Raw genomic sequence first — 24,725 nt, 5'->3', positions numbered from 1 at the left:
AAAAAATACTATCTCGGTGGTTTTTATGGCTACCGAGATGTTTATTTACCCTGAACTTGAGCTTTCATTTGTTGTAAAAATAAGTTTGTTTCTTTTGGCGAGGTGAGTCGAACAAACTGAATATGGCGTAAGTTGATATTTGCCATATGACTTAGATTTCTTTTCTTATTTGGATAGTAAGTCTTTAGTAGCCACAGAATTATCGAATCACGGCTGAAAAAAGCATTTTTCCAACGTTCTTTATTACCTGTATTTGCCCACAACTCTTGTCCTGAACGAATGCGCGACAATGTGCGCGTAATCGACTGATAAAGCGTTCTTGGTAAGGAGTAATCCAGCCATACCACCATATCAACCTCTTTCCATTTAATGGGTTGGGTTCGCGTATAGTTTCCATCAAGAACCCATCCAGATACCGCTTTATCTAATGCAGCGGTGAGTTTCTGGTTAAGCGCATCATCCGAAGAACCTTGCCAATTCGCTAACCAATACAAGCTATCCAATTCGATAGAAGGGACGTTTAACAACAGCGAAAGTTGTTGGCAAAGGGTACTTTTACCGCTACCACTAGTGCCAATAATATTAATTTTCATATGTAAATATTAGATAATTTTGTCATTATGATTAATCTGGAATGACTGAGCTTGGAACCATTGTGTGAACAATGATCCCACTTCAGATAGCTCTACAAATAACATTATGGTTATAAATTATTTGCACCAAACATAATTGATATAGCGAAAGAGAGGTTCAAATCCAAATTTTTTATACAAATCAAATCCCGCTTCAGACGCATCTAGGAAACAGTGTTCTACACCTTGTTGGCGGCAAAATGCTAACGCATAATCAATAAGTTGTGAAGCATAACCATTACCTTGATGACTTGGCTCGGTACCAATATCATCAAAACGCGCTAACGTACCTTCGATCGTCACCGTCATGGAGGTCGCTGGTTCACCATTAACGAGTAACACAAGGTGAAACTGCGGGGCGCCTTGTTGTAATGCATCCTCATGATAACGCACATATTCCTGAATAACCTGATCGTGCTCTTCTGACAGGTAAAACGCAGAAACCAGTGGCTTTGCCCACAAAGACAAATCGTGATTGGCTAAGACGATATCGACTTGGTTATCAGGCAGTTCAACTTCATTTTGCTTTACTAAGGTCAGTGCCATTGCAGTCGTGACGCTGTCACGTTTATACCCTAATGACTCAGCCTCAGTTACCACCTGCTGTAGCATCTCTTCGGGGATCACTAAGGTATGGTTTTTCTTCTGTGAAACAAACAGGTTGTGAGCCTGCATAAAGGCGTGACTGGTTGAGTCAGGCTGCAAATAAATGAAGTTAAACGCTGGCGAATTAAGGGGCGTTAAATAGCAAATTGTGTGTTGTGCAATCTGGATACTATGTTCACAAATAGATGTCCAGAATGTTTTTTCAATCGATTGATAATGTCTTAAATAGTACAACGGAATATTCATTTGTCAGTTACCTGATACAAAACGAGTTAATCGATATGGACCTAATGCGGCTTGTTCTATCCCATGCAAGATTTCATCTTGAGCCAATTGGCATATCAAAGGCGCTAGCGTAATCGCAGCGTGCATACTGATAATATATAAACCTTCGAAATCAGCAACTTTTCCGACAATTGGCGTCTCATCTTTAGGCATAGGTCGCATTCCTGTGAAAGCGTTTTCAAGATTTAGCGTGTTACTACCTATAAATGAATTTTTAATTGTTGTAAGGGCGTTTTGTGCGATAGCTAACGCGTTGTGTTCAGGCTTATCATCAATATAATCTTCAGCACAGAGTATTTTACCTGAACCTGCAAGGGCAGCCTTATGAGATTCAAAAAATCACACACGGATAAAACGAGTCACAAAAGCAATAATAACTAATAATGCAGAAATTAATAATAATGCAGTTGCCAGGGACAGTTGAAAAGCAACAAAACCAATAGCTGCAGGTCCCGCCAAAATACCTAAATAGCCTAAAGTTGAAATTGCAGGTACGGCAAGAGCCTCTGGCATCGTTTTTTGCTTCCCTACAGCAGAAAACATCACCGGTACTATATTAGATGAACCTGCACCGACTAATGCAAAACCCATGATGGCAAATATAAGATGAGGAGATAAAACAGCAATAACAAAACCGAGGCAAGCGAGTAAAGCACCTAAAAATACGACGCGAGAGGAACCGACTCGCATAACAATTTTGTCGCCCAGTAATCGGCCAATCGTCATAGTTGTGGCAAAAGCAGCAAACCCTAAGCCGCCTAAAGTTTCTTCTAATCCATGGTGTTCAATTAAAAATACAGCTCCCCAGTCAAGAACTGCGCCTTCAGCAAGAAAAACGGCAAAACAAACAACCCCAATAACCAAAACAATGCCTTTCGGTATAGCGATAAGAGGGCCTGTTGGGGCGTTAGCGTAAGGGATTAAACCGTTATAGCAAATAGCTAATAAAACTACGGCAATAACTGAAACGATGATTGATGCCATTGTCGCGGAAACACCAAGTAACAAGATCAAACTCATGGTACCTGCACCAGCTATCCCCCCGACACTATAAAAACCATGAAAGCCGGACATAATTGGCTTATCAGATGATTTTTCAACAATCACCGCTTGAACATTCATCGCGCAATCTGTTAAGCCAATGAAAATTCCAAATAATAATAAGGCAATGATAATAAAGTTAATTTGCGACAAAGAGGATAAAATGGGGAATAACAAACTAAAGGCGATGGTAGAAAACACCATTAAACGGCGGCAACCAAATTTGGCAGCTAATGCACCAGTTACTGGCATAGCAATAAGTGCCCCTCCACCGAAACATAATAGTAGCATGCCAAGGGTGGCATCATTTGCCCCTGTGTTAAGTTTGACATAAGGAACAATGGCTGCCCAGGCCGCGGTAACAAAACCGGCAATAAAAAAAATAATTCGAGTAGAAACTTGTTCCCTTTTCGCAGGCATAAAGGAAACATGACTATTAACTTGTTGAGTAGATTGCATTTTATAATACTTCTTAAAAGATAAAATTAACTACCTGTATTAAGATAGCCAGAATTTGTTCATGAAGGTTTGGGTAGCCTGTTGCTACAACCGTACCACCAATTTCAGCTCAGCAACCATCTAATGTAGTCACTTTGCCAATAGCACGTTCTATAATAGGGATTAATGGAACAATATCATAAGGTTCCAGTGCGAATTCGACACAAATATCGATTTTATCCGCTGCTAACATTGCCATTGCATAGCATTCTCCCCCATAGCGAGTCATTAATACTTGTTTCTCAAGCGCCATAAAAAAATGTACAGGTCTAAACCGTATATCTATATTTAATCTTGTTTTACGAGGGCATTTTAGGCGCTATTTGTTATAAAAAACTCAATATAATATCGTCGAAAGGTCCTTATAGAACATGATGAGTGTGCAATGAAACTAAAAATTACGCCTTTGTTGTTTTCAATTTATCCATTAAGTGTATTTGCACAGAATTTACCTGTGAGTATGCAAACTATGCACTTTGCAGGCAAAGATATAAATTATTATTTAATCCAAAAACAAGCCAAAAAATCAAAGGATTTATTAGTTTTATTACAAGGCTCAGATTGTAAAAGCGTCATTAATAACCCCAATATGTTGAAAAATTTCGGGGCTGTATTTCCTCATAATGATATTTTATTAGTTGAAAAAACAGGATTAAACAGCCAAGTGGGGGTTAATGGCGAAGAAGCTTCAGAAGAAGAATGTCCTGTTGACTACATGTCGAAAGACTCGCCATTAGAACGCGCCAATAATTATGTAGCAGTATTAAAGCAATTAAAAAATGATTACCAACACATAGTGCTATTAGGCGGAAGTGAAGGTGCGCTGGTAACTAATTTAATTGTTGCACAAGAAAACTTTATTACCGCATCCGTTGCATTGAATGTTGGCGGCCAACACTTCATTAATGATGTTCTATATAGTATTGAAAATAATACACCTAAAGAAGAAATTGCTAACTCAAAGGAAGGTTTTAAACAATTTGCAGAAGCGGTAAAACAAAAGCAATTAAATAACGACCAATTTGTCAGCGGCCATGGCTCGAAATGGTGGTATGAGATGCTCACCATTGACAATTTAAAACTTATCCAGTCAGTTAAAACCCCACATTTGGTGATACAAGCGATGGCGGATACCAACGTGGATGCTCATGGTACAGATAATATGATGAAACAAGTTCGTAATACCCATGTTAGTTACCGTTCTTATCAAGATTTAGACCATTATTTCAAAGATAAAGATGGGCAGTTGCACACTGAACAAATTGTGACAGATATTCAACATTGGTACCAAACGGTGACAAAATAAATATACTGGGAGTTATCATTATATTAATCCCCATGATTGTGTCACTAGGTGCAGTTTTGCGATTAGTGATTACATTAAACCTTATTTTTTTAGGTAAAGTAAAATGCATCTTGATTATTAAGATGCATTCAATAAAATCACTCCGAAATATAGCTGTAGTAATTAAAAATAGGTTCAAAACCCAGTTTTTTGTAGATAGATAACCCTTCACTGGATGACTCCAATACACACTGTTTAATCCCTTGTTGATGGCAAAGGTATAGCGCATGTTTAATAAGTGAAGTCGCGAGCCCTTTACCTTGGTATTGAATATCAGTACCAATATCATCAAGTCGAGCTGTTTCATTATTAAATGTCATAGTTAAGGTTGAGACTGGTTGCTGATCTGCAAATAAGACTAAATGCACCATATTAGTTTGTTTATCAAGTGCTCTTTGGTGATAACGAATATACTCGTCAGTAACAGTTGAGTCACTTTCATCTGTATCAGAATCGACAGGGAATGCTGTAATTAACGGCTGAGCCCAATCTTCGAGTCGATCATTACTCTGTATTATCTGAAAATCAGTATTAAGCGGTGGTGGTGAATTGTATTGAGACAGAGCCCCTTGTGGCAAAATCATTGCGGTTGATTCACCATCAAAGACTAATCTCCGTGTTATTATTTCTGACTCAAATAGTGAAAGTATTTGGTCATGAACAACCAGTACATAAGGCTTAGTTTGTTTTTTGAACAGCGCTTCGGCCTTCTCGTAATCTGAAATGAGTGCGCCTTGGTGGAGGTAAATATAATTAAATATAGGCAATGGTAGCTCAGAAAAATAAGCACTAGTTTGGTTGCTAATTTTCACCGTATTTGCACATATTGCAGACCAAAAATAGTGTTCTTGTTGATAGAACAAATTTTCATTGTTATCCATTATGTATACTCAGTTTATAGTAGTAGATAATATTTTTATGGCTTGATTGTATATAAAACGCAATGATCGCTATAGTGTTCGTATAATTGAAAGCACAAAAAGAACCATTTTATTGCAATTTATTGGATTTATAAGAAAATAGGTCTTCCTAGAAAAGAGATTGTATAAAAATAAGAGAATTATTATGAATAACGCACCAGACACGATAACCTTTTTTGAGCGTTTACTTCCATTGGTGGTTTCCGGTAAAAAAATTATCACTATTCGTGATAAAAGCGAGAGCGATTATGTTCCTGGGAGTATTGTGAAGGTATATGCGTTAGAAACAGGGAAATATTATACTGATATTAAAATATTGTCGGTAGAGCCCATTTCTTATGATGACATTTCTGAATACCACGCTAAGCAAGAAGCCATGAGTCTAGAGACGTTGAAAGCACTTATCAAAGAGATTTACCCAAATGAACAATATCTATATGTGATCACTTACCGATTATTGGATAGTACAGACTAATCAACAATAATAAAGAAGGAAGTCGAGTATTTTAGCTTTACAATGGAAGATAAAAGGGCAATCTGGCCCTTTTATCTGATGATGATTACTTAATTGTTTGGCTAATATCTGAGTAAGCAAATAATGCTTGGGATCCACCCGTATGAATAAACAGAACGGGAGTTTTTTCTTCAGAGCTTTCCAAGTAGTCAATTAATCCAGCCATGGCTTTACCGGTATAAACTGGGTCTAATAAAATACCTTCTTGCCTCGCTAATAAATTGATTGCAGCGAGGCCTTTTTGGTTTGGCATTCCATACATAGGGGCAAAAAAGTTATCCCACAGCTGCACCTTTGGGGTTTTAGCTAGAGACAGCCATTGAGCCAATTCAGTTTGTAATTTTTCAACTTTAGGGGCTTGGTCTTGTTGCTTTCGTGACACTGTCACGCCAATAACTTGGCTCTGTGGTAGTAATTCTTGTAAACCAATGGCAAGCCCTGCATGGGTTCCAGCACTTCCTGAAGCAACAATAATTTTATCAAATTCAATATGTTCTGGCTTCTGTTGAGCTATCTCAATAGCGCATTGGACATAGCCTAAAGCACCTAATGTATTTGACCCACCCACAGGGACAATATAGGCATCTTTAAGAGAAAGTGTTTTAATTAGCGCTTCCATTTGGGATTGTGGGTCGGTTAATTCATCACACATCACACAACGGGTGGAAAATAAGTCAGTTAATAATTTATTACCATTATGCAGAAAGTTAGGGTTATCACTTTTAATTGGATTTTCTAATAACGCAACGCATTCAAGCCCATACATGGCAGCAACAGCTGCAGTTTGGCGGACATGGTTTGATTGAATTGCCCCCGCGGTAACAATAATTTTTGCTTTTTTGGCTAATGCATCAGCCATTAAAAATTCTAGTTTACGCAGTTTATTTCCCCCCATAGCAAGGGGAGTCATATCATCACGTTTTATATAAATCTCACGACCAAACTTATGCGATAAATTATTCAATCGATTAAGTGGAGTCGACGAGTTAAGTAAATCTATTTTTGCGTACTGTGTTAGTTGTTGTTGGATAGACATCTAAACTCCCAATAATTAATAAGAAAAACCAAGGTAAAGGTAAATAGCAAGAACAATACTGGCAGTTACTAACGCATAAGGCATTTGAGTACGAATATGCTCAATATGTTCGCAGTCTGTCGCCATTGAAGCAACAATAGCATCCGCAGAAATTGGGGAGGTCATATCGCCAAATATTGAGCCAGAAATTGCTGCACCAATCATATATTCAACAGGCATTCCTACAGATAAACCTAATTGAACCCCGATAGGTATCATTATCGCGAAAGTTCCCCAAGAGGTGCCTGTTGCTAAAGACATAATGGCGCTAATTATAAAGATAAATCCAATAGAAAAACCTGGGGCCATAACTCCTTGAGTGACTTCAGCAATATAGGCTCCCGTGTTTAACTCAGCAGAGACATTTCCCATCAAGAATGCTAAGATCATAATTGAGCTGATTTTTAGCATATTGGCGTAGCCGATAAATAATTCTTTAAAGAATTCATCAATATTTAGTAACCGTCGACCGATAAACCAACAGAAAGATACCACAGTACCAAACATGACTCCCCAATATACGGATGTCGAACCACTTCCTTTGCTAAAGTCACCGTCACCAGTGATATATAGTGCGATAGGGACCATTAACACCGTAGATAAAATAGGAATAAAGAAGTTTAATGAAGAATGAGCGTTAGGGTGATCAATAATCTCTTCTTCATTATCTTGGCTTTGTAACTGGGAAATATTCCCCTCAATAAAATTTTGTTGATATTTATCTTCAGCTTTTTTCATGGGACCCCATGAAATATTGGTAAATACATAGAATAGGATAGTTATAATAGATAACCATGCCATTAAATTGTAACCAATCGAAGTAATTAAAATATCAAAGGGCTCGCCTTGAATCAGACCTTGGGAAATTTGTACCCCAATTAACCCCATTATTACTGCACCCCAACCATTGATGATGGCGGAGGAACAAACAGAAACACATGCTGTTTGGATAATATAGGACATTTTTTCAGGAGCAACACCATATTGTCGTGCTAGATTTTTAGTTGAGGCGCCAGCGACTAATTGGTTAATTGAGCTTTCAATAAAAATAAGAGAAGTAATGATAATGGCAAGAAACTGGGTAGATTTACGGTTTTTAATCAGTTTTGTCTTATTGGTTAGTAGCTGAACTAATGCTCGAACTCCGCCTGTCACAACAACAAGCCTCATTATCCCTCCGATCATGACCATAAAGACAATTGTTCGCGTATTCCCTGCAGATGAAAATGTATCAATAATACCATCAACGGTACCTTGCACACCTAATAATAGGTTGTGATCGTTAATGACAGTAAAACCAACGAATATTCCTAGCATTAATGAAAGCATGACTTGGCGAGTTAATATCGCCAAAATTATAGTCACAATGGGAGTGATAACGGTCCAAATACCATAGTCCTGCATGTGTTTACCTGTGATCCTAGTGAAAGTATGAATTTTATAATTGTTGAAAAATCATAGCATTAATAGGAACACGGTAGAATAATTTTATTCATCATTGAAATGAGTTGTGACAATAAATTAATAAGAAAAAGGCCAAACAGATAAATGCTGGCCACATGTATAGATAGAATCAAATATTACTGTCGAGCTTGCCACTCTTTAGCGGTTATTTTACTAATATCTTCTGTCTTAGTTTCACCAATTAATTCAATAAATTGTGGTTCAAGAGTTGCATAGTATTTGAAGCCGCATTTTTCTTGGGCAATTTTAGATTGCTCGTTACCTTGAAAGTAACCACACCATAAATTATCTAATTTCAAATTAGTGAATGCATGGTACATGATGGCGTTAATTGACTCTGGTATAAGGCCTTTACCCCAGAACGGTACACCAATCCAATAACTGACTTCTGCATCATTTTCCCCAATGGGAAAATTACTTTCATGGCTAAATGATAATCCAATCAGGCCAATAGCTTGGTTTTCATTTTTTAACGTTACCGCGTAAATTTCATCTCGCATAAAAATATTCTTGATGATAGAAAGACTCTCTTCTTCATTTTTGTGAGCAGGCCAACCTGCGATAGGGCCAATTCTTTCATCTTTTGCATAGAAATATAAATCAGCGGCATCTGTTTCTTGCCAAGGACGCAATACTAACCTATTTGTTGCAAGTACCATTTTCTAATCTCCCCCGTTATGGTATCCCTTAATTTGAAGGCTATTTTAGGTATTTATGAAAATAAAATAAGGGCATAACTTGTACATTATTGGTACTTATGACAACTTTTTTGTTATGATATGCGTTATATGAAGTAAATCAAAACACAACAATCATGCAGCATTTAAAAAATTATCAAATTGATTTACCTGAAGCCATTCGGATTGGTGAAAGTAATATGGAAGAGATGCAATTTAAACCGATTAAAACATCTTATGTGGCGGTTTGTGTATGCAAGCAAGGATATGGAGTCTTCAATATTAATTTCAAACGGCATCTGATACGCAAAAACGATATTATCATTTTATACGATGATTCTTTTGCAATGCTGCAAGCCAAATCACGTAAATTTCGTTTGGAATATTGGTTGATTGATAAAAAGCTAGAAACAGAAATTGCCTATGTATTACCAAATCAATTATTTGCTTTTTTTAATGATTTTCCTGTTATTTCAATTCCATTAGAAAAAGTTGCACTGTTTGAAAGCTGGAGATACATTCTTTTAGCTATAGTGTCTAATTGGGGTAAATATGGGGTATTACAATTAAAAAACCATTTACAAAATTTATTTTTAGAAATCAGTAATCATGCACAACACATTTCTATAAAACCAGAAAATAAAAGCCGCCAAGAGCAGCTGTGTTGGCGTTTTTGGGACTTAATTACAACTCACTGTAAGCAGCATAAAGAAGTGAAATTTTATGCTGAACAATTGTCTATTACACCATTCTACTTGTCCAAAATTAGTCAAAATTTTTTTAATGACCCACCAAAAGTATTAATAGATAGGCAAGTTATTTTAGAAATAAAAGCATTATTAGAAATTGGTAATTTATCCATTAAGCAAATTGCTGATGAATTAAATTTTGAAGATACATCTTATTTATGCCGTTACTTTAAACGGCATACAGGAATGACGTTAACAGGATTTAAAAAACGCATTGCACAAAAAGAGCTGAAAAACAAATAATACTAATGCGGTTCAATTTTTGTTGAGTGCTTTTTATAAACGCAATAACACATTGGAATTCATGTAATTATGGCCTTGTGCTGGACGGATAAAGCTAGAATTAAAAAGCAATGTTCGGAGTTTTTTAGGACTGAAGTTTGTCATAATTAATGTAATTAACCAGCGAAGGGCGACATGATGATAACTAAAAATTTGTGGAAAACGCCAGAACAGAGGTGGCAAGCGGTGGTTGAAAGGAATAAATCCGCAGATGGTCATTTTGTTTACGGTGTAAGAACCTCTGCTATTTATTGCCATCCATCTGCGGCGGGGCGTTTACCAAATAGAGATAATGTTGAGTTTTTCGATAATGAACAGCAAGCTATTGAACAAGGCTACTGTGCTGGAAAACGCTTTCGGACAGAAACGTCACAATTAACCCAATTTTATCAAGAACAAATTGAAAAGGCTTGTCGTTATATTGAGCAGCAGGAACAAACGGTGAGCTTGGCAGAGTTAGCTGATTATATTGGTATGAGTCGCTATCATTTACACCGTTTATTTAAAGCACAGACAGGGTTAACACCAAAGGCATATGCGGATGCATTTCGCCATAAAACATTGCAGCAACAGCTTCAAGAAAAAAAACGAATTACGGATGCTATTTATGATGCAGGTTATCAATCAAATAGTCGCTTTTATGAAGCCTCATCTCAACGACTAGGCATGACGCCGAGTGAATGGAAATCAGGAGGAAGAGGCAGTAAAATTTATTTTGCTCTTGCGGTTTGCTCGTTGGGAACATTATTAGTTGCACAAAGTCCGATAGGGGTTTGCGCCATTTTGTTAGGGGATGACCCTGAGCAGTTATTGAATAATTTACAGGATAAATTCCCGAACGCAGAGCTCATTGGAGGAAATGACGACTTTGAACAACTAGTCGCTCAAGTGGTGGGTTTTATTGAGGCGCCTGAAATTGGTTTAAATTTACCATTAGACATTCAAGGTACTGCATTTCAACAACGCGTCTGGCAAGCTTTACGTAATATCCCAGTTGGGGAAACAAAGAGTTACAGTGATATTGCAGAAAAAATTGGCCAGCCTAGTGCAGTCAGAGCGGTAGCTAATGCCTGTGGTGCAAATATGTTAGCGGTAGCAATACCGTGCCACCGTGTTGTTAGGAGTAATGGTGATCTTTCTGGTTACCGTTGGGGTATTGACCGAAAACAAGCGTTATTGCTAAAAGAGGCGAAGTATAAGGCAGATAATAATTAAATTGCACTAAAAATGAAGAGTAACCCTAATATGACTATTTCAAAATCACACATTTGAAATAATATAACCCCCTTATTCTGTATATATGGCTCATGAATAAGGGGAATACGAGTCATTGAATGGCAGTTTTCGGTTGACTATTTTTAGGATAGAACAAGTAAATGACATAGAGAAGTGTAAAACTCGCAGTGTAGCCGGTAAAGATCATCCAGAAAGTTTTCCAATTCACCACACCATTGACCGTATTCAGTTCGATAACCCATCCACATAATACCGCGCCTAAAAATGTACCAAAACCGTTCACTAATGTGGTGAATACACCTTGTGCTGTTGAACGAAATTCGGGGGCAATTTCTTTTTCTAAGAATAGTGCTCCCGCGATATTAAAGAAATCAAATGCACAGCCGTATACAACCATGGATAAAAATAAAGCGATAGTACCAATCACAGTGAAATCACCGTAAGCAAATAAACCTAATCGTAAAATCCACGCGATCATACTCATAAATAGGATAGCTTCAATTTTGAATTTTTTGAGTAATAGCGGTAAAAGCAAAATAAATATAATTTCTGAAAATTGCGATATTGATAAAAAGATTGTGGGATATTCAGAAAAAACCGAGCCTCTAGCTTCAGGCATTAATGCCATATCTTGTAAAAAGGGAACGCCAAAGGTATTGGTAATTTGTAAAACAGAGCCTAATAACATGGCAAAGAATAGAAATACTGCAACTCGTCCTTTTTTAAAGAGAAAAATAATATTTTGACAACTAAAACTGGGTTTTTCTTCTTTTCTCTCAATTTTACAGCTCTGTGTTGAAATAAAGAAAATAGAAAAAATACTGAGTACAATCGATGCAATAGCACCAATATATAATTGATAAAAACTCATTTCCAATTTTAATAAGCTAATTGTCCACATAGCGACAATAAAGCCTAAGGTACCGTAAACGCGTATTTTAGGAAAATAAACATCAGAATCGAGCTTTTCAGCGCTCAACATTTCAAAAACAATACTATTACAAATAGAAATAGTTGGAATATAAAACATTAGATGAACTAATGTCACAATAAATAGTAGGGTTATTGAATCACTATGAGCCATTACGATTAGAAATACAGCAGAAATGATATGTGATGTAGTGTATACAAGTTTTCTGTTATCAATTTTATCTGCAATAAATCCGATGATAATCGGTGAGCATAAGGCTGAGATACCTAATGTACTAAAAATTAAGCCGATTTCACCGCCTTTGAAATGTAATGTATTGAATAGGTAAGATGCAAAAGTAACTAGCCATGATCCCCAGATAAAAAATTGTAGAAATGAAACGAATTTAAGCCGAGTGATAATATTCATGTTTATATACCTTCCGTTAGCCTAAACATGCTTTAATGTGATTGTTAAATAAACTATTCTATTGATTTAATAACCAAATATGGAAGCAACTATCATGTTATTGTTTGTACATTATAAAATAGATAATGAGAGTTTTTTTTGACATAGAAGTGGCTAATAGTCGATTAATCGCAGGAATTAGTGTATTTGAATGGGTAATATTACGTATTAAATGCATAGGAACAAGGAAATCAGATAGTAATTATTTTTGCTAAATTTAAGAAGATGGAATATTTGTTAATATATATTTAACTTTGCAGGAATCTCTTGAATTTAATTAAAGTTTAAGATTTAATAGACCTCTATTCGCTCTTATCTTTCAGTTTGTTACCTTAATTAATCATCTCAATACTTCCAGTATTTAAACGTTACTTACAACTAGCTACTCACTGCCAAAAAACTCCCCTAATTTTTTTTAAATAAAACCATATCGATACCAATCATAAGCACTGATTGGATAATGCAATATATATCAAAACGAGAAAACTATGACTTCTACTCATTACTTGCTGCTTTTGTCGGCAGTAGCGGTATACCTTGTTGGTACCGCAGAATTTATGTTGTCGGCTATTTTATCGCCGTTAGCAACGGTATTTCATGTTCAACCTGACCAAATTACGTGGTTGGTATCGGCTTATGCGTTGGCCTATACCTTGGCAGCTCCTATTATTGGTTTTTTATCAGATAGAATTGATAGACGAAAAATTGTGCTTATGGCTCTTTTGCTATTATCACTCGATAGTTTAGTCATTATTTTTTCACCTAATCTATTGACTGCACTTGTTTTAAGGGGCTTCGGAGGATTGGCTACTGCTGCACTTGTTCCCGTTATCTTCGCACTTATTGCTGATGTAATTAGTGAAAGTAAACAAGCTACAGCAATGGGGAGTATTATGGTGGGAATAACTGTCGGTATTATTACGGGGCCAATTATTGCAGGGATATTAGTCCAGTATTTTGCTTGGTACGCCCCTTTTATTTATACCGCGATAGGGTGCTTAGTCGTATTCATTATAGGGCTATTTACACTGCCGCACTCTCAAAAAACTGTCGGAAAAAAATTATCTTTTAAAGCGATTAAACATGTAGGTATTACCAGACTCATATTAGCGAAAGGTTTATGGAATGGGGTATCAGTTTGTATATTCTTGCTTGCAGGTGAAATATTAAGGCAACGATCCCACTTAGAAAGTGCGGAGGTTGGTAGCTTAATGGGATTATTTGGGATGGGATTATTATTTGGCAATGGCTTAGTTGCAAAAATTGAAAAAATTAAAGTATCAAATAATACAAAACTCGTGGTTATTATTTTAATAATCATAGTAACGATTATCTTATTTCTTAGTGGATGGCTTTCGTTAATTGGTCATGGATTATGCTTAACTGTTATTGGTGGGATGTTAGGATTGGCCTCTCCGATAAGCACCGCAATGTTAGCAAGGCAAAGTGCAGAGAATAAAGGTTTTGTCTTGTCTATATCCGAGAGTGTTAACAACTTGATTTTATTATCTGCATTACCAATATTTTCTTTACTCATTTCGAAAAATTATCTTAAGGTTTCTATAATCATGACTATTGCATTATTGAGTTCAGCTATTTGTTTAGTTTTACCGATAAGACAGAGAATAAAAAGGCAGTAGATTGGTCATTTTTCTCCACCGAAAATGTTTTTCAGTGGAGAAAAAATGCTATTGGGTAACTAATAATTGTTTTTTTCTTAGACGCATTCCATTTAGCATGGATAGCCAGGCTAAAAATGTAATAAACATAAGAATAATGAAAATAAAATAGGGGGGAAGTTCAGTTAATACAACTCCTGTTAACATCGGATTAAATGCACCGCCAAGTAGCCCTAAAGATTGAGCCGAAAAATAACTGGCCTTCATTCCGTCTGGAGCAATACTATCAATTAACATGTATTCGCCAGGGGCGTAGATTAACTCACCTAAAGTGAAAATAAAGGCGCCAAGAGCCCATAGGTATAAGTTTTCATGGGCATACATAAAGGTTGCCAACCCTAAAATAAAAAATAGACTACCTAATGTCATCAATTCTCTTAAGTTATCTGGAGTGATACGTTTACCGACTGTATATTGTAACGTCACTACGACAATAGCATTTACGGGCAAAATAACACCGATAACCACTTGGGCAAAATCACTGTTAGCAACGGTGATGGCATATTGGGATATCCAAGTGGTAAAAGTTCCAAAAACTAATGAACCTAAGAAAGTTGATAAAATAAACCATGCCAGCACTTGGTCTCGTAGCATAGAGACAGGGTTCCATTTGCGGGTCTGGCCTTCTTCTAATGGTATCGGTTTTATGCTCTGTACAAACCGTTGTATAAAAAAGATTGGAAAAGCGGCTGAAATTGCAGCTAAATAGAATGGTAAGTTAATACTATACATTAATAACCAGGTGCCAATGGGAGGACCAACAGTCCAGCCTATATTAATGAAGGTATAATTTAAGGAAAATATTTTTGCTTTTAATGCAACCGTAAGGGTATCTGCAAAATAGGCTTTTAGTACCGTTGAGAATACGGAATAAGAGCAATTTATTAACGAAAAGAAAATAATGACTAAAATAGCATTATTCACGATAGGTATCGCAATAAACCCACAAATAAAGGCGATAACTGCGAATAGCATACAGCGTTTTTTATCAACGCGGTCTGCTAACATACCAAATCCCATACTAAATAAAACACCAACCACCATAGCCATTGACATTGCAACACCGACAATATCAATAGCCATTTCATATTCACGGGTTAGGTAAATAGCCATGAAGGGCAATGTTGCACCACGCCCAATCGTTAAGAGCAGAGACGATGCAAGTAATGCACTGTTTGATATATTAAATTTAGATAACATGGCTCACAACCTAACTTATTAATTGTTGTTATATATTTGTTTCGGACTATCTGTAAGCTATAAAATACCTAAATTTACAGTGGTGAGATATGGTGATTAATGCTCAAAATTGAAAACAATATTTTGCTGATGCTAATGTGCCATTCTCAATTAAAAATCTGGCAATATGAAATACAATCTAGCCAATTAAACGTTATATGCTGTTGTAATAACCGATAAATTTAAATGACTTATAAGGAAAAGGGCTTTCGGTGATAAAAAAGAAAAAGGTGCAAGTTTGCACCTTTTCGAGTGGGAGGAAATTATAAAGCGGCCGTATATACGCGGCGGCTAATCTCTAAGTTAATATCTTGGTGCTCACCTAATTTCACCATATTGTGTGCAGCTAAGCTATTAACTAATGGTTCAATAACCTCTTGGGTCAGTTGGTAGTCACTAAAACGAGTACCTACTTGCATTTTTTCAAAGAACTCTCGAGTTAACTCAATGGCATTTAATGCTTTCTCTTGGTCAGAACCTGACGTAATTCCCCAAACTCGTTCTGCATATTGCACTAATTTGGCCTGTTTTTGGGCTAATTTTTCCGTCAGCATGGATGGTAGAACAATAGCGAGTGTTTGTGCATGATCCAAACCATACAGCACAGTGATTTCATGGCCTAACATGTGAGTAGACCAGTCTTGTGGTACCCCAACACCAATTAAACCATTTAAAGCCAAGGTGGCTGTCCACATTAAATTGGCTCTAATATCATAATCTTTTGGAGTCTCAAGCGCTTTAGGTCCAATCTCTATTAATGTTTTCAATAAGCCTTCTGCGAATGCATCTTGTACGTAAGCATTCACTGGGTAAGTCAAATATTGTTCAATAACATGAACGAAAGCGTCAACAACACCATTACTTATTTGGCGAGTCGGTAAAGTATAGGTTTTTACTGGGTCAAGAATAGAGAATTGAGGAAATACATGGTCGCTCATAAAAGCAAGTTTAGAATGCAGTTCTTCACGAGTAATTACAGAACCCTTGTTCATTTCGGAACCAGTAGCAGGTAATGTTAACACTGTACCGAAGGGCAGCGCAGTTTTTATAGTCGAGCCTCTATTTGTAACCACCTCCCATTTATCGCCTGGGTAATTTACCGCGGCTGCGATAAATTTAACACCATCAATGACGGAGCCACCACCCACCGCCAGCAAGAAATCGAAACCTTCTTTTTCAATTTTATCGACAGCTTTTATCAATGTTTCATAGCGAGGATTGGCCTCAATTCCACCAAAATGATCGAATGTTCGAGATCCTAAAGCTTGCTCAACTTCATTTAAGGTTCCTGTTTTTCTTGCACTTTCACCGCCAAATAAAATAAGAACCTTAGCATTTTTAGGGACAACTCGGTCAAGTTCACTGATTTTACCTTCACCAAACATGATACGAGTGGGGTTATAAAATTCGAAATTGTTCATATATGGCCTTCGTAGAAAGTAGAAATGAATCCAAATAATTACATGCATATAATATAATTACAAGTAAACATAATATAATCATTAAAATGATTGTGTATCATATCGATTTGATGGTTTATATTTTAATAGTGAAATTATCTTGAGCGTTGTTAATTGTAGTTAATCTTAATTGTTTTTTTATATATTTTACTGATGTGGCAACCTTGTTAAGTTGAAGGTGGGCTTTAATTTGACATGGAAAGAAAACTCAGATGATAAATGTAAATGATAAGAAAACTAATAATAAAATAATTAATAAAGATGATGATTTGATATTTTTAACGGAACACATAGATGGCAGTCCATTAGTAGGGGAGCAGTCTTCCGAACTTAAAAATATATCTAACTGGTTTAATCCTATAGATGAATTCACAAGGCTTACAATTTTTCATCATTTAATGAGTCGGCCTACAAGTGACTCGACATATAATTATCATGTTTTAATCCAAATCGGAGGTGATGACACAGCAGCTAAATCAACGGGGAGATTATTAGCAAAATTTCCTAGTAATTCGCTTGTTATACAGTTTGATATTAAAAATGAACAGTGGAAAGTACTACATGGTGATTTACAAACTCAAGTTAACGGGAAAATACGTTGGGCGGTTATTGGCCATGGTCAATATACTGGACGTAACCAGCAAAGCCACCTTGAAGGGTACCAAGCTTACCAACTTATTACAGGGTTGAAGTATCTTAAAAATGATGTACTGAAGGTATATCCACCTAATAAGATTGTTTTGGCAGGCTGCCAATTAGGACGCGGGGGGGTAAATGAAAACTTTGTTTTTAGGGCAAGTGTCGAATTAGCTAAGCATGGAATATATCTTCCAGTAGTAGGTTATAATCGACCTATCGGTGTCACGAGTGACAGTAAAAAAATAACTTGGCCATATAATTTAGCAGGGGAAAAACAGTCTACTAAGAATTGGCGGTTGGAAATTAATGTTAACCAAACTAACCAACAGAGCTATATTAATGGAAAGCATGCCAGTTTATATTTTATCGATGAGCTAAGAAGTGGTGAGTTAGAAGTTTGGCAATTAATCAAAGATGACCATTCTACTACTATGGATATTTTTAGGGATCCAAATAATGAGTATAAAATCGATATTGATTTGATTAAAAAAGTGGTTTTTAATCATGATGCATACGCTATTTTTAAACAGAAGTTAAATGCGGAAGATACTCAATTTAATAGTGATTTTAGAAGTGAACTAATTCGTGAATATGAAAATGTTGGAATATTAGAAACACCATTATGGTTAATGATTAATAAAAACGATGTCAATGCTAATCCACAGAAATTTAATGATACTGTCAAAATTATTATTCGTTCAGGGAGAGGCTCTATAGGCAAAAAATATGCAGAAGAACTAGTAAAATATTCCCCCGATAATACATTAGTGTTTCAGGTAAACCCGAATTCGATGGAATTTTTTTCAGAGTATGGAGATATAGAACATTTACTAAAAGCATCTAAACAACAGTGGATATTAATAGATAATCTTCATTCTGAACCTGGTTTTATTCAAAGCTATGCTAACTCATTGAATGTATTAAAAACAAGATATGCTTTTAAAATGCCAGGAAATATTATTCTATATTTAACCGATAAAAAGGCACTTTTGACAAAAGAAGAAAAGGCGATTTTTGGCGAGGAGTTGACGAGTAAGCTAAAAATAAATGGGATATATACTAAAATTTTTTTAGAAAATAATTTTGAACCAAGACATAAAATAAAATCATTACTCGAAGATATTAGTATAGGTAATTTACTAGCAGAGCATATTGATATTAATAAACACCTTTATTTAAAAGGGTATTTTACATTCCAAGATGGAAGTGTCGATAAGAACAAATTAAATATTGCAGCATATGACCCCATTATCAGTAAAAAAATTAATAAAATTTGTGACGCTGAGAATGAAAATGATTTCTCTCATATGTGGAATTCAATATTTATTGATGATGACACCACTAGGATTAAACAGCAAGCTATTGAAGTAAAAAATATTTTAGGGTTTTTGAGCCTCCAACCTGAAAAAATAAACTACTTAAGTAAGCAGTCTATAAACCGTTTGAGTGAGCTATTCCCTAGTGGGCAAGGCTTTAATCATGCAGAAGTTTTAAAATTAGTTCAAGACCCAATTAAGCTAAGAGAATATAACCAAAACATTGAGAATTTTTTAATGGTTTATATTGATATTGAAACACCATTTGCAGATAAAAAGTCATTAAGAAAAGAGTTTAAATTGATTTTGGATTTAAACGAAACACTAAAATCTAACCATGCCATATTATCTAGGTTATCAGATAAAGAGGGGTTCGATGTTACAGTAAATAAATTACCAGTTGAAATGCATTCATTTGAGAATATCTACCTTTTACACTTTTTGCAGCATAGCAATTTAACTGATGAACAAAGTTTGCAACTTAAGAAAAAGCTTGAAGTTCTAACCAAACTAACACGGAAAAAAGAATTAAGTAATATTACCAGTAAAGAGCAGGAAGTGCTCAATAAATTTGATGAAATATATCAATCGAATTTTGATTTATTAGGGGCTGCTGTTTCTAATGAAATAGACGAACAATCTCACAAATTATTATTTGAAAATATAGAAAATAACCAGAACATCACTTTTCAAAGTGATAAGGAAACATATACAATTACAAGCTATTCACGTAATGATAAGTATTTTTTGACTTTATCTGATACGACAGGTGTCGAACTTGTTATTAGCCATTCAGAATTTAATCAGGCAAAGAAACACTTATCTAATGTTTTTAATGATTATATTAACCAAGAAATAACGCAAGAGGATGGCTCAGTATCAACCAGAGGAAATATTGCGGGATTTAAGCACAAAGTGGGTGAAGCCTTGTTTGGTGAAGTGCAAATCATAAATACAGAGAGTGAAGCATACCTCAGGATGCGGCAAAGCATAATGAGTGAGCTAGATATTTTTTTTAAGTCATCAGCAATATCAGTGATTGATGATACGGAAGTTACTTTTGGCGAGCAGGTAACATCATTAAATAAACTTAGAGATATTGGGGCAACAATAAATGGTGAGCCACTAGATTTTAAACATATTCAGGTACCTAACTGGGAGGGGGATGTTAAATTTAACCCTGATAAATTAGCGTTCCAACTAACCTTTTTAACTGAGGATCTAAAAGATACTAATCTCATTAAAATGCTTAATAAGAGTTTGCAAAATGACCAAATAACACGACGCATTGATGTTAACTCAGAGATCCAACCACGGGCAGTACTACATGAACAATTGCAAATTATTCAGGGATCACAACTTGATAGTCAAGCTGGTGTAGATAAAACGGTGGGGGATTTACGGCGCATTGGTATTAAATTACCAGCCTATGCCAAAATAGCTAATTATTTTGGACAAGGAGTTGGTTCTACAGGGATATTTCTAACAATCAACTCTGTTTACCAGTTGATCGATGAATTAGATAATCCGAATCTATCAGAACAAGAAAGACGAGAAATACAGAAAAACCTTGATTTGGCCTGTGCAAATGCATTTTTTAATTATGGGGACATGGTCTTGCAGCCCATTTTACTTAAGCTGGCTTACAAACAAGCCGGGTCATTTAATGTATCATCAAAAATTACAGCTCGTATTACAATTATATTTAATTTAATTGGAATGGGGTTAGATATTTATCAAGCTTGTGAAGCATTTGAACAACTAGACAGGGTTACAAATGATAAAGAGCGCCAAGACTTAATTGTGAATGGTTCTTTGTCAATTGCTAACATTATTGTGGGGGGGGTAACCATGATCGGTATAATCATTGGTTCATCGGCAATACCTGTCATTGGTTTAATTGTTGCTGGTTCCTTATTAATTGGAGGGATGGTATATACAGGTATTCGCGCAGTAGAAAAAATTGAAGAGGAACTCGGTGAATCTCTAGGCTGGGATGAAAAAGCCAGAGAAGGTATTCGTGCTGCACTTGGTTTTCCTCCATCAGACAATATATTAAATCGATTTAGTTATAAACAGCATTTAGCATACTTCAAAAATATAAATTGGCAGCAAGACTTAGATACGTTCAAGTCGTCATTTTTATATCAAGGTTTTGATGAACAATTACAATTGGTTGGTAAACCGATCCTTGTTGAACATATCAAACATTATATTTATTATAGAAATAACTCAAAAATAATTAGTAGTGCAGAGTTTGCTGATGTGGATAACCGTGGACCTCTTAGTCATATTGATAGTGATGAAATAGGGCCTTACTATACCATCGAGCAAATTAATTTTATTCGGGAAAATTATCATTATGACTCTCAAGATAATCGTTGGGTAAAAAGCTTTCAAACACAGAGGGTCAATGAACTGAATTTTAATTATCGTTTTAGACTAGTGAATAAAACGGCTCCTATTGCTTATAAAAATATTGGCGAGGAGGTTGCCAATGACATTATTGTACTTAATCCTGAGTATGATAGCTTATTACTAAAACAATTTTTACATAAAAACGAACTAACTACTTTTTATAACATAAAGAAAAAACAGTCGGTTGCTACACAACTAAGTTCATTATCAGCATCAGAGTTACGGCTATTCCAGGCCAGAAATAATTATACCAATACGATTCACCCTGATATAAATAATGATATCAGAGTGAATAGACTAGGGAATGAATTTTTAAACCAGCCTATTGATATTGCAAGAGAATTATTAAGTGAGAAGCCTAGGGTTATTTATGAAGGCATGCAAAATATTGGTTACCGATATGAAAATGAAGCAAAGCAAAAAAACATTAGTTTTAACCCAGGAAATGGAATAGATATTATCGTTGGGAAAAAAAATTCAAAAAATTTATTTAACATCAATGCAGGGAGTAAGTTTCTCGTAGGCGGCGAAAAAGATGATATTACAAATTTATCATTATTATTTGATAATAACATTGAAGAAATTAACGAAATTTATTTTGATGGTAATGGAGGGAATAATAGTATAATCATTAAAGACATTCCATCCAACAGTAAAATAGATATCGATTTGAACAAGGGAACGTCAGAGGTGGCCTTCATTAATCATAAAGTTAAGACGATTCATTTGCGCAATGTTAATGATGTGATGCTAATTGGAGATATCTCTACGACAGCAGAATTATTAGGTAATAAAGAATCCAACACATTAGATGCAGGGGCAATGACTGCATTTATTCAAAGTATGGAGGGGGATGATCAATTAATATTTGAATCAGGGATAGTCAATGGTGGAGAAGGTAATGATAGTTATTTTCTACGTCGGGTTAATTGGCACAATAATCAAGATGAATTAAATGATAATTTATTAGAATTATCAGCCGTAATTATTGAAAACACACAAGGTCAAAGTCGAGTAAATTTAGGGTATATGTTAAGCGAAATAAAGAATGTCAGTATTTCTGGTAATGATCTTGTATTAACTATTGAAATGAATTCAGCAGAGCCAGAAACGAAAGATTTAATATTGAATGTTGCTTTAAAAAACACATATAAAACAGATAGTCACGGCAGGGAAATGTTTCATAGGTATCAATTATATACAAGGGACGGATTTGTATTAAATACTAAGCTAAATAATTTGGACTCGAGTGCTTCACACATTATAAGTGAAAATATTTTTAATATTACTTATCAGGGAGGTGCTAGCTCTACAATGAGTATTGATGAGAGTGAAAAAACAATTTCAGTAGATGATGAAATATATCATCAACCATCATGGGGAGATTTTAAATTTCATGGGTTAGCGAGTAAGTTAGAATATAAAGGAGAGAGTAATGATGACCACCTTTTAATGGTCAGTAGAAACTGTCATATCATGGTTACTAAAGGAAGAGATGTTTATCAAGTTAACCCAGATCAGATTTTTCAAGGTAAAATAATTTTTGATTTTTCAAATATTAAACCAGAAATGGAAAATGAGTTTGATATAACAATTCTATTACCTTATGAGAATGGATTTAATATCAAGGCATTGGGAACATCAATATTCTTATATGATAAGTTTAGTAATGAAAAAATTGAAATTAGTTTCATTAATATATCATACCCAATGAGTAAGAAAATTCACATTAAAGACGGTCATGGAAATTTATTTAGAATAAAAATGGGAGAGAATTTTCATGATATTCAACCGATTGAATATTTAAAGTTGCCTACAGAAAATGATGATTACATAAAAATTCCTAAGGGATATAATTTTCGTTATCCTATTCTAGATACAAACAATGGTGATGACCTAATTGAAGACAACAGCATGATAGGAAATATCATAAATTCAGGGGAAGGTAATGATATTATTATTTCAAATGGAGGAGTGAATGTTTTGTATGGAGGTAACGGTGATGATTATGTATATGGTGGTGAAAATAGTGATTTAATTCTATCTGACTTGGGTAATGACAAACTTGATGGACAAGGAGGGGATGACCACTATTTAATTGATGGAAGTAAAGGGGGCGGTAATACAGAAATATTAGATCAAGTTGGATTTAATAACATTCATTTATTTAATTTTAAAGCACAGTATGAGGTCATAGACGAACGGGGAGAGACTTATCATTTTTACACATCGCAATCTAATTTGCGCACAGTCAAAGTAAAAATGCCCCAAAATAATAAAAATAGCAATAATCAAGTTTATCATCATCAGCGGTTACCCTCCCATATGCCCGCCCATATTCATAATGATGGTATGGCACATTTAGTTCGCTACCTTGCTGAACAGCGTCAATATAAAAAAGAATTAACGCCAGAACAGATTTGGCATCCTATGGATGAGTTTAAAAATTTTTCTAACGAATTAAGCTTTTCATCAATTCTTGATACAAAGATAAAAAATATACATATTAGTGAAAATACGCCATTTAGGCGCTTGTTTATTCGAACAAAAGGACCAGAACAAAAAGTTTGGGATAGAAGTGGGGTCGGGCGGGTATTTAAAGCGCAAGCGGTAACTGGAGCCATTTCAATTCCAGATGGTATTTACGGACATAATGTTCTTTATGCATCAACAAGTGATACCAATTTATATGGTGGTGAAGGGAATGATGTCTTCATCTCTAATGGTTCAAATGGGTTGTTAACAGACGCTAGCGGAAAAAATAGTTTTATTATCAATGGCGAAATTGTAGGCTGGAATTCGTTGTATAGCCTTGGCGGTGAAAACACGATTTACCTCATTAATTTTAATAAGGACGTTATTCGAGAAGAACCTGACCACCGAAGTAATGCAACTCGATATATTTATACTTCAGATCAGGGACGTAGTGTGAAAATATTTCAGTATCCGAATACGATAGCTCCCACTGTAGTCCATGTGCAGTCTTTAGATGGGCAAAATGAGCATTCCACCCAACAAAAATTGAATCATTTAGTGGAGACGTTAGCGACACTACGCCTACAAGACGAAGAAAACTGTATTGGTATTCAGGATATTGAATATTTACAGAAGAATTGGGAGCCCACCAACCTTGTTGATAATTATATGAAAAAAGCGAGTTAGAAAGGAGGCGTAAACCACAAGGCTCCAAAATACAGAGAGTTTTGTGGTTTTTAAGTAATTATTTAGCCCAAATCATCTTTATCTACAGAGTGTTGTACTAAAATAGTGTA

The 24,725-nt window shown here is 35.4% G+C and carries 17 protein-coding genes and 1 pseudogene; 6 read left to right on the top strand and 12 right to left on the bottom strand.

Going from position 1 to position 24,725, the window contains the following annotated elements:
* Nucleotides 1–41 precede the first annotated feature (41 nt).
* From M1F17_RS10830 to M1F17_RS10810, 5 genes and pseudogenes are all read right to left on the bottom strand, one after another.
* Entirely contained in the window at nt 42–593 is a 552-nt protein-coding gene (locus M1F17_RS10830) for a hypothetical protein (RefSeq protein ID WP_004254476.1), read from the bottom strand.
* 117 nt (nt 594–710) lie between these two features.
* Nucleotides 711–1,484, bottom strand: a complete 774-nt coding sequence (locus tag M1F17_RS10825) for a GNAT family N-acetyltransferase (RefSeq protein WP_112307091.1) — start codon at nt 1,482–1,484, stop codon at nt 711–713.
* Between the two features lie 3 nt (nt 1,485–1,487).
* Nucleotides 1,488–1,676 carry an FAD-binding oxidoreductase gene (locus tag M1F17_RS10820; protein WP_262960693.1) on the bottom strand — a complete coding sequence of 63 codons (189 nt, stop codon included), beginning with the start codon at nt 1,674–1,676 and terminating at the stop codon, nt 1,488–1,490.
* Between the two features lie 186 nt (nt 1,677–1,862).
* Nucleotides 1,863–3,023 (bottom strand): MFS transporter, encoded by a 1,161-nt coding sequence (locus tag M1F17_RS10815; RefSeq protein WP_110591704.1) that lies wholly within the window; start codon nt 3,021–3,023, stop codon nt 1,863–1,865.
* A gap of 13 nt (nt 3,024–3,036) precedes the next feature.
* Nucleotides 3,037–3,300, bottom strand: a pseudogene (locus M1F17_RS10810) (inositol monophosphatase family protein); the annotation flags it as partial.
* Nucleotides 3,301–3,447: 147 nt separating this feature from the next.
* On the opposite strand from M1F17_RS10810, the gene M1F17_RS10805 reads away from it, so the two are divergent.
* Entirely contained in the window at nt 3,448–4,368 is a 921-nt protein-coding gene (locus M1F17_RS10805; protein ID WP_004254440.1) for an alpha/beta hydrolase family protein, read from the top strand.
* Nucleotides 4,369–4,505: 137 nt separating this feature from the next.
* Here M1F17_RS10805 and M1F17_RS10800 read toward each other — a convergent pair whose 3' ends face one another.
* Nucleotides 4,506–5,288, bottom strand: coding sequence for a GNAT family N-acetyltransferase (locus M1F17_RS10800; protein WP_272673948.1), 783 nt, complete (start codon nt 5,286–5,288; stop codon nt 4,506–4,508).
* A gap of 184 nt (nt 5,289–5,472) precedes the next feature.
* On the opposite strand from M1F17_RS10800, the gene yqfB reads away from it, so the two are divergent.
* On the top strand, nt 5,473–5,802 hold the full coding sequence (yqfB, locus tag M1F17_RS10795) for a N(4)-acetylcytidine aminohydrolase (protein ID WP_318836974.1): 330 nt from the start codon (nt 5,473–5,475) through the stop codon (nt 5,800–5,802).
* 85 nt (nt 5,803–5,887) lie between these two features.
* Here yqfB and M1F17_RS10790 read toward each other — a convergent pair whose 3' ends face one another.
* The 3 genes from M1F17_RS10790 to M1F17_RS10780 all read right to left on the bottom strand — a co-directional run bounded on the left by M1F17_RS10790 (nt 5,888) and on the right by M1F17_RS10780 (nt 9,039).
* On the bottom strand, nt 5,888–6,877 hold the full coding sequence (locus M1F17_RS10790; protein ID WP_318836973.1) for a D-cysteine desulfhydrase: 990 nt from the start codon (nt 6,875–6,877) through the stop codon (nt 5,888–5,890).
* Between the two features lie 15 nt (nt 6,878–6,892).
* Nucleotides 6,893–8,320 carry a Na+/H+ antiporter NhaC family protein gene (locus M1F17_RS10785; protein ID WP_004254427.1) on the bottom strand — a complete coding sequence of 476 codons (1,428 nt, stop codon included), beginning with the start codon at nt 8,318–8,320 and terminating at the stop codon, nt 6,893–6,895.
* A gap of 176 nt (nt 8,321–8,496) precedes the next feature.
* Entirely contained in the window at nt 8,497–9,039 is a 543-nt protein-coding gene (locus M1F17_RS10780; RefSeq protein WP_094960581.1) for a GNAT family N-acetyltransferase, read from the bottom strand.
* 155 nt (nt 9,040–9,194) lie between these two features.
* Here M1F17_RS10780 and M1F17_RS10775 point away from each other — a divergent pair, with 155 nt between their 5' ends.
* Both M1F17_RS10775 and ada read left to right on the top strand, forming a co-directional pair.
* A complete protein-coding gene (locus M1F17_RS10775; RefSeq protein ID WP_318836972.1) occupies nt 9,195–10,049 on the top strand; it encodes a helix-turn-helix domain-containing protein in 855 nt (284 codons plus the stop codon).
* A gap of 177 nt (nt 10,050–10,226) precedes the next feature.
* On the top strand, nt 10,227–11,303 hold the full coding sequence (gene ada, locus M1F17_RS10770) for a bifunctional DNA-binding transcriptional regulator/O6-methylguanine-DNA methyltransferase Ada (protein ID WP_036957739.1): 1,077 nt from the start codon (nt 10,227–10,229) through the stop codon (nt 11,301–11,303).
* A 112-nt stretch (nt 11,304–11,415) separates the two neighbouring features.
* On the opposite strand, the gene M1F17_RS10765 is transcribed toward ada, so the two are convergent.
* On the bottom strand, nt 11,416–12,663 hold the full coding sequence (locus M1F17_RS10765; protein ID WP_094960579.1) for an MFS transporter: 1,248 nt from the start codon (nt 12,661–12,663) through the stop codon (nt 11,416–11,418).
* Between the two features lie 527 nt (nt 12,664–13,190).
* Between M1F17_RS10765 and M1F17_RS10760 the strand changes: the two genes are divergently transcribed.
* A complete protein-coding gene (locus M1F17_RS10760) occupies nt 13,191–14,342 on the top strand; it encodes an MFS transporter (protein ID WP_318836971.1) in 1,152 nt (383 codons plus the stop codon).
* Between the two features lie 48 nt (nt 14,343–14,390).
* Here the strand turns inward: M1F17_RS10760 and ydeE are convergent, their stop codons facing one another.
* Together ydeE and M1F17_RS10750 are read right to left on the bottom strand one after the other, a co-directional pair.
* Entirely contained in the window at nt 14,391–15,581 is a 1,191-nt protein-coding gene (ydeE, locus tag M1F17_RS10755) for an efflux MFS transporter YdeE (RefSeq protein WP_144140019.1), read from the bottom strand.
* Between the two features lie 302 nt (nt 15,582–15,883).
* On the bottom strand, nt 15,884–17,041 hold the full coding sequence (locus tag M1F17_RS10750) for an iron-containing alcohol dehydrogenase (RefSeq protein WP_094960576.1): 1,158 nt from the start codon (nt 17,039–17,041) through the stop codon (nt 15,884–15,886).
* Nucleotides 17,042–17,292: 251 nt separating this feature from the next.
* On the opposite strand from M1F17_RS10750, the gene M1F17_RS10745 reads away from it, so the two are divergent.
* The gene (locus M1F17_RS10745) at nt 17,293–24,615 is read left to right on the top strand and encodes a C80 family cysteine peptidase (RefSeq protein WP_318836970.1); all 7,323 of its coding nucleotides are present in this window, start codon (nt 17,293–17,295) and stop codon (nt 24,613–24,615) included.
* The last annotated feature ends 110 nt before the right edge of the window (nt 24,616–24,725 follow it).

The organism is Providencia sp. PROV073 (genome assembly GCF_033688125.1).
Lineage (GTDB): Bacteria > Pseudomonadota > Gammaproteobacteria > Enterobacterales > Enterobacteriaceae > Providencia > Providencia hangzhouensis.
This window is presented reverse-complemented; position numbering and strand designations above follow the sequence as displayed.